This window comes from Pseudomonas sp. IT-P258 (genome assembly GCF_949767825.1).
Classification (GTDB): Bacteria; Pseudomonadota; Gammaproteobacteria; order Pseudomonadales; family Pseudomonadaceae; genus Aquipseudomonas; species Aquipseudomonas monachiensis.
The window spans coordinates 607,708-621,117 of sequence record NZ_CATKPU010000032.1 but is presented as its reverse complement, the minus strand read 5'-3'; the positions used below and the strand labels follow the sequence as shown (position 1 = coordinate 621,117).

Here is a 13,410-nt window from a genome sequence, read left to right as displayed (position 1 = left end):
GTCCAGCTCCCGGACCCAGAGTGTGTGGCGGCTGTGGTCGAAAAAGGTACGCGGTGCGTTGGACAAAATCAGGCCTCCCTGGGCTGTTGAAGCGGACGGGGAGGCTTCGTTGCCTCCCGCGTTCAAGCGCTCGACAGCTTTCAGGAAGGTAAAAAAGGTTGATATAGGAAGCATCCGACGCTCGCGTAGGATGCATCCGAGTGTTGACGCAACGTACCTGTAGGACCGTTCGCGATTTTGTCGGCGCCAGGTGCAGCGGCTGCTTTTTGACAGGGTTAAAACAATGGAGCCGAGCGCTGTGGCGAGGAAGCCGCTTCCTGCGCCACAAGGTTCAGCACTTAATCCAGCGGAGCGACGTTATCCAGTGCGCGGTTGACTGCCAGGTCGGCCAGCATGATCACCTGTTGGATACCCAGCAACATGCTGCGCTGCGGGCCGTCCAGGAAGGTGGCGAAATCGCTGGCCATGACGCTTGCCGAGGCCAGTGATTCGCAGGCATGGGCCAACAGGCTTTCGGTGTCGATGTCGGGTGCAATGACGAACATCGTGCTGGGATTGTGCGGTGCGTTGCTTTTCAGGATGGCGGGTTTTAGATGGAGTCTGGAAGCGCGGTGGGTGGCGCTTTCGGCTTCTGATTCAGGGGGATTGGGCGTGTGTTTAACCATGGCGCGTCTCCTATGAAAACTCGAACCACCATGACCTATCGCTAAACAAGTAAGGGTGGCAGCTGTACGCAGGTTAGCGATCCGGGACACAGGAACCCCGGGTAGACCCGCAGGTCTCCCACGCACAGCCGCCATGACACAAATTGCAGACATGAAAGACTGCACTTAAGTCTGGGGCGCTGTGACGCCTATGAATGGTTTGGATCGCTAAACCCGGCCGCTGGATTGGCAGCGGCGCGCAAACGATAGAGACCAGGGTCCTGGCGCACAAGCCGGCGGATTCTGGCGTAGTTGTAGGCAATGGCGCAAGGCGGTGTAGTTGCACTTCGAGTCCTACAACCGCTCTGGATTTGTCCGCCGCAAACCCCTGTAGCGAGCTTGCTCGCGAGGGATCCGGATTCGCCATGAATGCCTGCGTCATTGTTCACTGGGAATCAATGTCCCCTGGTGGAAAACCATCTGCCACTGCTCGCCCCGATTACGCCAGATGGAGCTACGCAAACTGTGGACTGCGCCGGGATGGCCGTGGCTGTCGACGTAACAATGATAAGTCACCAAGGCGGTCTCTTCTGACAATGCCTTGATGGCAAAATGGCTGATGCTCCGTTGGATAAACGACTCATGGGGCAACTGCTCGACCACCTCGGCCTTGCTCCAGATGCCGCCAATGGCGCTGAACTCGATAAAGTCATCCGCGAGCAAGCGTGAGATTTCTTCAGCATTTCGTCGAGTCGTGTGTGACAGGAGGCGTTGTTCAAGTTGCAGCAGTGTTTGCGACAGATCCATGGCGCTTGTCCTTTCCTGAGTTGTGCAGGTTCAGTGCTCCTGGCGCATCAGCCAATCCCGATCTCTTCCTTGAACTGCTCCACAAACCCCTTCAAACGCTCATGACGAACCTGCGCCAGACGTTGCCCCGTCGCAGTCTGGAAACCGTCTGCCAGGTGCAGCAGCTTGGTCTGGAAATGGTCGATACAGAAGCGAGTGTCGTCATAGTCGCGGTCATTGGCCTGTTGATCATGCTGTGTCCTTTGAGTAAACGTGCCGATCGCGGAAGTCCTGTCCTGCGTACATCCCGCGAATCCTGCGAGGAATTCTGTGGGAGCACAAGCGTTCTGGAAGGCGGAACACGCTTTGATCTTTTCGGCATAACTTTTATTCCAAACCAGTCTCCAAACCCATGGCATTTTCCCCCGATCGACAACGTCCAACTGGAGAACCCGGCTGATCGGAACTAGATTTGACTCAGCGCCAGACAGGCACTCAACGAAAGGACGGAATCGGCTATGAACAGATTGTTTCGCGTTTTACTGCTGTTGAAGGTGATGGTGATGCTCTCGCTCGGCACTTCGATGGCGTGGGCCGAGTGTATCGATCATGGGGAACAGGCTTCGAGCGGGCAGGCGGGTTATGCGGGGTTGATGATCGCCAAGTCCGAATCGGAACCGGGAGATCAGGGGCAGGGTGGTGCGGACAACGACGATGACTCGACCACCGACGAGCCGGACACCGATGAAGAAGAGGGCGACAGCCAGACGTAGTCGCTCGATAGCGGGCAAAAGAAAACCCCTTCTACCTGAGTGATGCTCAATCGAGGTGGAAGGGGTCGGGTTAACGCGTATTTACTTGAACTACTCAATCCCTGTGGGAGCGGGCTTGCTCCGGGCGGCGTTCCGACGAAAGCGATCTGTCAGTCGACATTGATGTTGACTGGAATGACGCCTTCGCGAGCAAGCCCGCTCCCACATTTTTTATGCCGCGCCGTCGAGGAATTGCTCGGCGTAGTGGCAAGCCACCTGGCGGTTGTCGAGCAGGCGCAGGGCCGGCTCTTCAGTGCTGCAACGCTCGGTGGCGTACGGGCAGCGCTTGTGGAAGGCGCAGCCGGACGGCGGGTTCAGCGGGTTGGGCAGTTCACCGACGATCTTGATTTTTGGCTTGTCCGGATCCGGGTGGATGGCCGGCGTCGCCGACAGCAGCGCCTGGGTGTAGGGGTGCAGAGGGCGTGAGTAAATGTCCTCTTTCGTGCCCATTTCCACCGGACGACCGAGGTACATCACCATCACGTGGTCGGCAACGTGGCGTACCACTGCCAGGTTGTGGGAGATGAACACGTAGGCGGTGTTGAACTCTTGCTGCAAATCCATGAACAGGTTGAGCACCTGCGCCTGAATCGACACGTCCAGCGCCGAGGTCGGTTCGTCCGCCACCAGCACTTTCGGTTGCAGCATCATCGCCCGGGCCAGGGCGATCCGCTGGCGCTGGCCGCCGGAGAACATGTGCGGATAACGCTGATAGTGCTCGGGACGCAAGCCCACCTGCTTCATCATCGCCTGAACTTTCTCGCGACGTTCGGAGGCGCTCAGGCTGGTGTTGATCAGAAGCGGTTCTGCAAGCTGATCACCGACTTTCTGCCGTGGGTTCAACGAGGCGTACGGGCTCTGGAACACCATCTGCACGTCTTTGCGCAGTTGCTTGCGCTGGGCCTTGTCGGCCCCGGCAACTTCCTGCCCGGCGATTTTCAAGGAGCCGGAGGACGGCTCTTCGATCAGGGTCAGGGCACGTGCCAGGGTGGACTTGCCGCAACCCGACTCGCCGACGACAGCGAGGGTCTTGCCGGCTTCCAGTTCGAACGACACGCCGTTGAGGGCGCGCACGGTGGCGTGCCCCTTGAACAGGCCTCGGGACACCTCGTAGTGACGGGTCAGGTCGCGGGCGGTAAGAACGACGGCCATTACGCCACCTCCTGGTTCAGCGGGTAGAAGCAGCGAGCGAGGCTGTTGCTTTTCTGGTCAAGGGCCGGACGTTGTTGACGGCAGTTGTCTTTCACGTACGGGCAGCGCGGCGACAGCAGGCAACCCTGCGGACGGTCGTAGCGACCGGGCACGATGCCCGGCAGGGTCGACAAACGCGCGGCGCCGAGGCTGTGTTCCGGAATCGCCTTGAGCAGCGCTTCGCTATACGGGTGCGCCGGGATGTCGAACAGTTGCGGCACCTGACCGACTTCGACCGCCTGGCCGGCGTACATCACGCACACGCGCTGGGCGGTTTCGGCCACGACGGCGAGGTCGTGGGTGATCAGCACCAAGCCCATGTTCTGCTCTTTCTGCAATGCCAGCAGCAGGTCCATGATCTGTGCCTGGATGGTCACGTCCAGCGCCGTTGTCGGTTCGTCGGCGATCAGCAGTTTCGGTTCGCCGGCAATCGCCATGGCAATCGCGACACGCTGGCTCATGCCACCGGACAGTTGATGCGGGTAAGCGTCCATACGGCTGGCGGCACCCGGGATCTCGACTTTTTCCAGCAGTTCGATGGCGCGTTTGCGGGCCGCCTTGCCGGACATTTTCAGGTGCAGGCGCAGCACTTCTTCAATCTGGAAGCCGACGGTGTAGCTCGGGTTCAGCGCGGTCATCGGATCCTGGAAGACCATGGACAGGTCTTTACCGACGATCTGTCGACGCTGACGATTGTTGAGCTTGAGCATATTCTTGCCGTCGAAGTTCAGGGCGTCAGCGGTGACGATCCCCGGATGCTCGATCAGGCCCATCAGCGCCATCATGGTCACGGATTTGCCGGAGCCGGACTCGCCAACGATGGCCAGCACTTCGCCCTTGTCCACTTTCAGGTCGAGGCCATCGACCACTGGCGTGGCGTTTTTGTCGCCGAAGCGAACGTTGAGATTCTTGATTTCTAGCAGTGACATGGGAATCTCCTCAGGCGGCGTTCTTGAGTTTCGGGTCCAGCGCATCGCGCAGGCCGTCGCCCATCAGGTTGATTGCCAGCACGCTGAGCAAAATGGTCAAACCAGGCAGGCTCACCACCCACCAGGCGCGTTCGATGTAGTCGCGGGCCGAAGCCAGCATGGTGCCCCACTCAGGGGTTGGCGGTTGTACGCCAAGGCCGAGGAAGCCCAGTGCGGCGGCATCGAGGATCGCCGAGGAGAAGCTCAGGGTGGCCTGAACGATCAGCGGCGCCATGCAGTTGGGTAGCACGGTGACGAACATCAGGCGCGGCAAGCCGGCACCGGCCAGGCGCGCGGCGGTCACGTAGTCGCGGTTCAGTTCGCCCATCACCGCAGCGCGGGTCAGGCGAACGTACGACGGCAGGGACACCACGGCGATGGCGATCACGGTGTTGATCAGGCCAGGGCCGAGGATGGCGACGATCGCCACGGCCAGCAGCAGGGACGGCAGGGCCAGCATTATGTCCATCAGACGCATGATGGTCGGACCGAGCACGCGCGGGAAGAACCCGGCGAACAGGCCCAGCAGGATGCCCGGAATCAGTGACATCACCACCGACGACAAGCCGATCAGCAGCGACAGGCGCGAACCCTGGATCAGTCGCGACAGCAGGTCGCGGCCCAGTTCATCGGTACCGAGCAGGAACTGCAGTTGCCCACCTTCGAGCCAGGCTGGCGGGGTCAGCAGGAAATCGCGGTACTGCTCGCTAGGATCGTGAGGGGCAACCCACGGGGCGAAGATGGCGCAGAAAATCACCAGCAGCATGAACATCAGGCCGGCGACGGCGCCTTTGTTCTTGGAGAACGCTTGCCAGAATTCTTTGTATGGAGACGGGTACAGCAGGCTTTGATCGACTGCTACCGATGGAATTGGAGTGGTCATGGTCATGATCTCAGCGCTGATGACGGATGCGTGGGTTGGCAAAGCCGTAGAGGATGTCCACTACGAAGTTGACCAGAATCACCAGGCAGGCGATTAACAGGATGCCGTTTTGTACGACCGGGTAGTCCCGGGCACCAATGGCTTCGATCAGCCATTTGCCGATGCCGGGCCACGAGAAGATGGTTTCGGTCAGGACCGCACCGGCCAGCAGCGTTCCGACTTGCAGGCCGACCACCGTCAGTACCGGGATCAGCGCGTTACGCAGGCCGTGTACGAACACGACGCGCGCCGGCGACAGGCCTTTGGCCTTGGCGGTGCGAATGTAGTCTTCACGCAGCACTTCGAGCATCGACGAGCGGGTCATCCGCGCGATCACTGCCAGCGGAATGGTGCCGAGCACAATGGCCGGCAGGATCAGGTGGTGCAGGGCGTCGAAGAAGGCGTCCGGCTCGTCGGCCAGCAGCGTGTCGATCAGCATGAAGCCGGTGCGCGGCTCGATGTCGTAGAGCAGGTCGATCCGCCCGGACACCGGGGTCCAGCCCAGGCTCACCGAGAAGAACATGATCAGGATCAGGCCCCACCAGAAGATCGGCATCGAGTATCCCGCCAGGGAGACACCCATCACCCCATGGTCGAACAGGGATCCTCGCTTGAGTGCCGCGATCACCCCGGCCAGAAGGCCCAGGATGCCGGCGAACAACAGGGCGGCCATGGACAGTTCCAGGGTCGCGGGGAACAGGGAGGTGAATTCGCTCCACACACTTTCACGGGTACGCAGGGATTCCCCGAGATCGCCGTGGGCCAGCTTGCCGATGTAATCCAGGTACTGGGCATACAGGGGTTTGTTCAGACCTAGGCGTTCCATTGCCTGAGCGTGCATTTCGGGATCGACCCTGCGTTCTCCCATCATGACTTCCACGGGGTCGCCCGGGATCATGCGAATCAACGCGAAAGTCAGCAGGGTGATGCCGAAGAACGTGGGGATCAATAACCCCAGTCGGCGGGCAATAAAACTAAACATCGTGTGTTGTACCTCATCAGCCGGTTAGGCGTGCCCGGCATGCCTGGGTCAGGCATGCCGGGAGTTTTCTTATTACTTCACCTGGGTGGTGGCGAAGTTATTCGTGGTCAGGGGGCTAATGTGATAGCCCTCTACGTTGTTGCGCATTGCGGTAAACATTCTAGTGTGGGCCAAGCTGATCCACGGTTGGTCCTGGTTGAAAATAAGCTGGGCCTGCTCGTACAGGGCTGCACGCTCGGCCGGGTCGGTTTTTTCCCGGGCCTGATCGATCAGGGCCTGGAACTTGTCATTGCACCAGCGCGCGTAGTTTTCGCCGTTCTTGGCCGCTTCACAACTGAGCATAGGCGTCAGGAAGTTATCCGGGTCGCCGTTATCGCCCGCCCATCCGGCGGAAACCATGTCGTGCTCGCCGTTTTTCGCGCGTTTGAGCATTTCGCCCCATTCCATCACGCGAATGTCGATCTTGATCCCGACCTTGGCCAGGTCGGCCTGCATCATCTGCGCACCGAGCATCGGGTTCGGGTTGGTTGCACCGCCTCCGTTGCGGGTGAACAGGGTGAAGGTGGTGCCTTCCGGTACGCCGGCTTCCTTGAGCAGGGCACGGGCCTTGTCCAGATCGCGGACCGGGTTCTTCAGGGTGTGGTTGTAGCCCAGCAGGGTGTCCGGGAACGGGTTGACGGCGGCTGTTGCATTGCCCTTGCCGAACAGCGCGTTGACAGCCGCTTCCTTGTCGAAGGCGATGTCGATGGCTTTACGCACCCGTACATCGCTAAGGTACTTGTGCGTGGTGTTGATGGCGATGTACGCGACGGTCATCGCATTCAGCTCATCGACTTTCAGCTTGTCGTCTTTCCTGATGCTCGGAATGTCATCCGGTTTTGGATACAGCGCGACCTGGCACTCGTTGGCCTTGAGCTTCTGCAGGCGCACGTTGTTGTCGGTGGCGATGGCCAGGATCAGCGCATCAGCCGGAGGCTTGCCTCGGAAGTAGTCCGGGTTGGCCTTGAAGCGAACCTGGGCGTCCTTGTTGTAGCGCTGGAAGACGAACGGGCCGGTGCCGACCGGCTTGTTGTTCAGGTCGCCGGTCTTGTTGGCCTTGAGCAACTGGTCGGCGTACTCGGCGGAGTAGATCGACGAGAAGGCCATGGCGATGTCGGCCAGGAACGGCGCTTCGCGACGGGTCAGGGTGAACTTGACCGTGTTGTCGTCGACTTTCTCGACGCTTTTCAGCAGTTCCTTGAAGCCCATGCTTTCAAAGTACGGGAAGCCCACGCTCGACAGTTTGTGCCATGGATGATTCGGGTCCAGCTGGCGCTGGAAACTCCAGACCACGTCGTCGGCATTCATGTCGCGGGTCGGCTTGAAGTATTCGGTGGTGTGGAACTTGACGCCTTTACGCAGATGAAACGTGTAGCTCAGACCGTCTTCGCTGATGTCCCAGGAATCGGCCAGTGCCGGAATCACTTCGGTGGTACCGGGCTTGAAGTCTGCCAGGCGATTGAAGATGGTTTCGGCCACCGCATCGGCTGTGACTGCAGTCGTGTACTGGACCATGTCGAAGCCTTCGGGGCTGTTTTCGGTACAAACCACCAGGGGTTTGGCCGAGACACCAACAGCGACACTGAGCAACGCAGCCGCGATGGCCGCACGTAGGGGAAGCATTTTCATCAAGAACCCTCTGCAATCAGTTAAAGGACAAAAGCCGAACGGCCGATCCGTCATTGAATCAGCCGTTCGGCACGGGCATTACAGGATGTTGAACGGAACCGTGGTCACGAGACGGAACTCGTTGATGCTGCCATCAGCCTGGTTTTCGCTGGCACGGTGAGCGGTGTAGGTGCCGCGAATCGTGGTGGCCTTGAGCGGGCCGCTCTGCACGGCGTAGGTCGCGCCGATGCCGTATTCATAGTGGTGTTCGCCATCCTGGGACTGGATGCCATCGTAACCCTTGCCTGCCACGCCGCCGTTGCCGGTGTAGTGAGTACCGTCGATACCCCAGCCGCGAGCCTGGTAGATGTTGAACTTCAGGCCTGGCACGCCGTATTCGGCCATGTTCAGACCGTAGGCAACCTGGAACGATTTTTCGTTCGGGCCGTTGAAGTCCGACAGCAGGGAGTTGGCCAGGTAGATACCGTTGGTTTCGTGCAGGTAGTCGAAGTACTCGTTACCGTTCACTTCCTGATACGAGAGGGTCAGGGTATGGGCCTGGTGGGTCAGGCCGAACGACAGCGAGTAGGTGTCGTTGTCGATATCGCCGATCAGGGCTTTACCGGTTTCCTTGGTTTTGTAGTAGTTCAGGCCGGTGGTCAGGCTCAATACCTGGCTGTCGCCCAGTACGTGGGAGGCGCCGAAGTAGTACTGGTTCCAGATGTCTTCAGCCTGGGTCGCCCAGAGGCTGGTGGTCAGGCTGGCAAATGGGGTGTAGGTGATACCGCCGGTGTGAACGTGGTCGGTTTCGACGATGCCGTTGGCGTATTCGGTGCGGAATTTGCGCTGGCTTTCTTCGGTACGCGGTGAGTTGCGGTCGAAGGTGGCCAGGTCGAAGGCCAGGTTGTTCAGCTCTTCGCTGTGCAGGGCCACGCCCTGGAAGCTCGAAGGCAGTGCACGGTTACCGATTACGTCGACCATCGGGCTGCTGAAGTTCATGCGGCCGGCGGTCAGGGTGCTGTTGGAAACACGGGCCTTGACGTTGGCCAGGCCCAGTTTGCTCCACTGGCCTTGAGCGTCGCCGCCCTCTTTGGTCAGGGTACGGTTGTTGCCCGCGCCTGGACGACTGCCTGGTGCGCCGCCGTTGTTCGACGCCAGGTCTTTGCGGTCCTGGTCCAGGGCGATGGCGTTGTACGCCGCCACTTCAGTGCTGAAGCCCACGGTGCCTTCGGTGAAGCCCGAGTTGTACTTGAGGATGGTGCCCTGGACCCAGTTGATCCGGCGATCGGTCGGGGTCGAAACGCCGTCTTTTTTGTAGGCGAATTTGGCGCCGCGGTGCAGTTGCTCATTGGCGTACCAGTTACGCGTGGTGCCGGTGATCGACTGGCCTTCGACAAAGCCAGTGGCTTCGCTCTGGGCGTTTTTCTCGTTCACGGTAACCGGGGTGAAAGCCTGGCTTTGGGTTTCTGCGTAAGCCGTGGCGGTTACGCTGCTGATGGCCAAGGCCAATAACGCGGTGCTGCTCAGTTTCATGGGTAAAGCTCCTTACTTTCTTTTTTTTATGCCGGTCTTTTTTTGTGATCCGGCTATTGGTTTAGAACTCATTCACGGCATCGCAAACGTTTGCTGTCGGCCAAATTGACAAAAGACGGCAAAGCGTCTGCGTGAGGGCGGAAAATCCGCCCCCCGGCATTTCTGGCTAATCGGTTATTTTTCGATGCTGACACCCGAGAAAACATTGCGACCGAACGGGCTCACCTTGAACCCTTCGATTTTGGCGCTCAGCGGCTGGTTGACCGTTGAGTGGGCGACCGGCGTGATCGGTACCTGCTGCTTGAGGTACTGCTGCGCCTGTTTGTAGAGCTGGGTGCGCTGTTCACGGTCGGTGACGACCTTGGCCTGCTTGATCAGCTTGTCGTAGGCCGGATCACACCACATCGAGTAGTTGTTGCCGCCAATGGCGTCGCAGCTGTAGAGCGTGCCCAGCCAGTTGTCCGGATCACCGTTGTCACCGGTCCAGCCGATCAGGCTGATGTCGTGCTCGCCATTCTTGGTGCGCTTGATGTACTCGCCCCACTCATAGCTGACGATCTTGACCTTGAGGCCGATCTTCGCCCAGTCAGCCTGGAGCATCTCGGCCATCAACTTGGCGTTGGGGTTGTACGGACGCTGGACCGGCATGGCCCAGAGGGTGATCTCGGTGCCTTCCTTGACGCCGGCAGCCTTGAGCAGCTCCTTGGCTTTTTCCGGGTTGTAGGCGGCGTCCTTGATCGTGTCGTCGTAGGACCATTGGGTTGGCGGCATGGCGTTGACCGCCAGTTGCCCCGCGCCCTGGTAGACGGCATTGAGAATGCCTTGCTTGTTCACCGCCATGTCCAGCGCCTGGCGCACTTCGAGCTGGTCGAAGGGTTTGTGGCGCACGTTGTAGGCGATGTAGCCGAGGTTGAAGCCAGGCTTCTCGATCAGTTGCAGGGCCGGGTCGCTCTTCAGCGCGGTTACATCGGCAGGGCGTGGATGCAAGGTGATCTGGCACTCGCCGGCCTTGAGTTTCTGCACGCGCACCGAGGCGTCGGTGTTGATGGCGAAAATCAGGTTGTCGAGCTTGACCCGGCTCGGGTCCCAGTAATGCTGGTTGCCGGTGTAACGGATGTTCGAGTCTTTCTGGTAGCTCTTGAACACGAACGGCCCGGTGCCGATCGGCTTCTGGTTGATGTCGCTCGGCTTGCCCTCGGCCAGCAGCTTGTCGGCGTATTCGGCCGAAAGGATGGCGGCGAAGCTCATGGCGATGTTCTGGATGAACGCGGCGTCCACGCTATTGAGCGTAAAGACCACGGTCAGCGGCCCGGTCTTTTCGACCTTGGCGATGTTCTTGTTCAGGCTCATGCCGTTGAAGTACGGAAACTCTGTCGGATAAGCCTTACGGAAAGGTTGTTGCGGGTCGAGCATGCGATTGAACGTGAACAACACGTCATCGGCGTTGAAGTCCCGGGTCGGCGTGAAGTATTTGGTGGTATGAAACTTCACCCCTTCGCGCAGGTGGAAGGTGTATTTGAGGCCGTCCTCGGAAATATCCCAGCTCGTGGCCAGGCCCGGTACGACGTTGGTCGCGCCTTTTTCAAACTCTGCCAATCGGTTGTATAGCGGCTCGGCGGCGTCGTTGTCAGTCGCAGTGGTGTACTGCGCCGTGTCGAAACCGGCGGGGCTGCCTTCGGAGCAGAACACCAGGCTGTTGTTGGCGGCCTGGCTGATGGAAGTGGCGCCCAACAGACCGGTGCCCAGCAAAGCGGATAAAACCAGGGTATGGCGCATAACGCTTCCTTTTCTCTCAAATGTTGTCAATGAGCCGCCGTCCCGTGCGCGGACGTAGAGGCATCACTGATTTCAAACCATGCACACAGCAGTAACCGATGACCCACGCGTGCACTGGTCAGATCCCGACGGTATGAGCCATGGGTCCGGCAGTAAATGCGTAGAGTCCTAAAGACTCGTAGGAAATGGCAACGCGTCCTCGCCCGATGCTGTAGTCAGCTGCGGATTAGGATGTAGGCGAATTCCTGCTTTCTCGGAAGATAAAGCAACGGCGACGTCAGGAACGTCGCCGTTGCAAAACCTTATTTGCTGACGCTGACGCCGTAGAAGGAGTTCAAGCCAAATGGGCTGATCTTGAAGTCCTGCACGTTGGCGCGCATGGGTTGGAACACCGTCGAGTGAGCGATAGGTGTCATAGGCACGGCATCCTTGAGGACGTGTTGCGCCTGTTTGTACAGTTCGGTGCGTTTGCCTTGGTCCGAAGTGCGCTTGGCTTGCTTGACGATGTCGTCAAACTTCTTGTCACACCATTTGGAGAAGTTGTTGCCTTCCAGCGAGTCGCAGCCGAACAGAACGTTCAGCCAGTTGTCCGGATCACCATTGTCACCGCTCCAGCCAATCAGCATCGCCTGGTTCTCGCCACCTTTGGAGCGCTTGATGTACTCGCCCCACTCGTAGCTCTGGATCTTGACCTTGAGGCCGATCTTGGACCAGTCGGACTGCAGCATTTCTGCCATCAGCTTGGCGTTCGGGTTGTAAGGACGCTGTACCGGCATCGCCCAGAGAACGATTTCGGTGCCCTCTTTGACGCCGGCTTCCTTGAGCAGCTCTTTGGCTTTCTCAGGGTTGTACGGCGCATCCTTGATGGTGGTGTCGTAGGACCACTGGGTTGGAGGCATGGCGTTGACGGCCAGTTGGCCGGCGCCCTGGTACACGGAGTCGATGATCTGTTGCTTGTTGACCGCCATGTCCATTGCCTGGCGTACCTTCAGGTCAGCCAGCGGGTTCGCATCGGTTTGTCCCTTGACCTTGGGCATCACGTTGTAGGCGATGTAGCCGAGGTTGAAACCAGCCTGGTCAGGCAGCTTCAGGGTCTTGTCTTCGCGCAGTGCCTTCAGGTCGGCCGGACGAGGGAACAGGGTGACCTGGCACTCGTTCTTCTTCAGCTTCTGGATACGTACCGATGGGTCGGTGGTGATGGCGAAGATCAGGTTGTCGATCTTCACGTCGTCAGGCTTCCAGTAGTCCTTGTTCCCGGTGTAGCGGATGTTGGAGTCTTTCTGGTAGCTCTTGAACACGAACGGGCCAGTACCAACCGGCTTCTGGTTGATGTCGGCGGCCTTGCCTTCCTTGAGCAGCTGGGCAGCGTACTCGGCGGACTGGATCGAGGCGAAGCTCATGGCCATGTTCTGGATGAACGCGGCATCAACGTCCTTGAGGGTGAACTTGACAGTCTTGTCGTCGACTTTATCGATCTTGGTGATGTTGGTATCCATCCCCATGTCGGTGAAGTACGGGAATTCGGTCGGGTACGCTTTGCGGAACGGGTCATCCTTGTTAATCATGCGATTAAAGGTGAACAGCACGTCGTCGGCGTTGAACTCACGAGTTGGCTTGAAGTACGGCGTGGTATGGAACTTGACGCCTTCACGCAGGTGGAAGGTGTAGGTCAGGCCGTCATCGGAGACGTCCCAGCTGGTCGCCAGTCCAGGAATTACCGCGGTGCCGCCGCGCTCGAACTGCGTCAGGCGGTTGAACATGGTTTCTGCAGAGGCGTCGAAGTCGGTTCCGGTGGTGTATTGACCTGGATCGAAACCGGCCGGGCTCCCTTCGGAGCAGAACACCAGGTTAGTCGCTGCTTGGGCGAACGGTGCGCTGGCTAACAAGCTTGCGCCAACTAAGAACGGAATGACCGCGTGTTTAAGCATGGTGGCCTCATGATTTGTTGTCATTTTTGGAATTAGAGGACGACCTCGTGAGTCGTGCCTGCGGATACTTATGCAGGGGCCATACCCAATGCAAGATCCAGAGCGACTACAAGCCTTAAACGGTGGCACGAACGTACCTTAATGTCGCATTTGTATAATTGCTGACGCATTTGACCGTTTGCGCAGCATTTTTACGGTGCAAATGACGCACTTTTAGAGTG

The 13,410-nt window shown here is 59.0% G+C and carries 11 protein-coding genes and 1 pseudogene; 1 reads left to right on the top strand and 11 read right to left on the bottom strand.

What is annotated here, in order from left to right:
• Window positions 1–338 precede the first annotated feature (338 nt).
• The 3 genes and pseudogenes from ACM6G4_RS15400 to ACM6G4_RS15390 all read right to left on the bottom strand — a co-directional run.
• Window positions 339–665, bottom strand: a complete 327-nt coding sequence (locus ACM6G4_RS15400; protein WP_414914028.1) for a DUF6124 family protein — start codon at window positions 663–665, stop codon at window positions 339–341.
• Between the two features lie 417 nt (window positions 666–1,082).
• Complete coding sequence (locus tag ACM6G4_RS15395; protein ID WP_414914027.1) at window positions 1,083–1,451, bottom strand: DUF4440 domain-containing protein; 369 nt, start codon at window positions 1,449–1,451, stop codon at window positions 1,083–1,085.
• 47 nt (window positions 1,452–1,498) lie between these two features.
• Window positions 1,499–1,681, bottom strand: a pseudogene (locus tag ACM6G4_RS15390) (phosphohydrolase); the annotation flags it as partial.
• Between the two features lie 267 nt (window positions 1,682–1,948).
• Between ACM6G4_RS15390 and ACM6G4_RS15385 the strand changes: the two are divergent.
• Window positions 1,949–2,203, top strand: a complete 255-nt coding sequence (locus ACM6G4_RS15385; RefSeq protein WP_409078301.1) for a hypothetical protein — start codon at window positions 1,949–1,951, stop codon at window positions 2,201–2,203.
• A gap of 210 nt (window positions 2,204–2,413) precedes the next feature.
• On the opposite strand, the gene ACM6G4_RS15380 is transcribed toward ACM6G4_RS15385, so the two are convergent.
• From ACM6G4_RS15380 to ACM6G4_RS15345, 8 genes are all read right to left on the bottom strand, one after another.
• On the bottom strand, window positions 2,414–3,394 hold the full coding sequence (locus ACM6G4_RS15380; protein WP_056728287.1) for a peptide ABC transporter ATP-binding protein: 981 nt from the start codon (window positions 3,392–3,394) through the stop codon (window positions 2,414–2,416).
• Window positions 3,394–4,362, bottom strand: a complete 969-nt coding sequence (locus ACM6G4_RS15375) for an ABC transporter ATP-binding protein (RefSeq protein WP_056728291.1) — start codon at window positions 4,360–4,362, stop codon at window positions 3,394–3,396. Before ACM6G4_RS15375 ends, ACM6G4_RS15380 begins: the two co-directional genes overlap by 1 nt.
• A 10-nt stretch (window positions 4,363–4,372) precedes the next feature.
• Window positions 4,373–5,284, bottom strand: coding sequence for an ABC transporter permease subunit (locus ACM6G4_RS15370; protein ID WP_056728293.1), 912 nt, complete (start codon window positions 5,282–5,284; stop codon window positions 4,373–4,375).
• 10 nt (window positions 5,285–5,294) lie between these two features.
• A complete protein-coding gene (locus tag ACM6G4_RS15365; protein ID WP_056728294.1) occupies window positions 5,295–6,305 on the bottom strand; it encodes an ABC transporter permease subunit in 1,011 nt (336 codons plus the stop codon).
• A gap of 72 nt (window positions 6,306–6,377) precedes the next feature.
• A complete protein-coding gene (locus tag ACM6G4_RS15360; RefSeq protein WP_056728297.1) occupies window positions 6,378–7,973 on the bottom strand; it encodes an ABC transporter substrate-binding protein in 1,596 nt (531 codons plus the stop codon).
• A gap of 78 nt (window positions 7,974–8,051) precedes the next feature.
• Window positions 8,052–9,485, bottom strand: a complete 1,434-nt coding sequence (locus tag ACM6G4_RS15355; RefSeq protein WP_056728298.1) for an OprD family porin — start codon at window positions 9,483–9,485, stop codon at window positions 8,052–8,054.
• 174 nt (window positions 9,486–9,659) lie between these two features.
• A complete protein-coding gene (locus ACM6G4_RS15350) occupies window positions 9,660–11,261 on the bottom strand; it encodes an ABC transporter substrate-binding protein (RefSeq protein ID WP_414914026.1) in 1,602 nt (533 codons plus the stop codon).
• 302 nt (window positions 11,262–11,563) lie between these two features.
• Window positions 11,564–13,189 (bottom strand): ABC transporter substrate-binding protein, encoded by a 1,626-nt coding sequence (locus tag ACM6G4_RS15345; protein ID WP_056728300.1) that lies wholly within the window; start codon window positions 13,187–13,189, stop codon window positions 11,564–11,566.
• Between the last annotated feature and the right edge of the window lie 221 nt (window positions 13,190–13,410).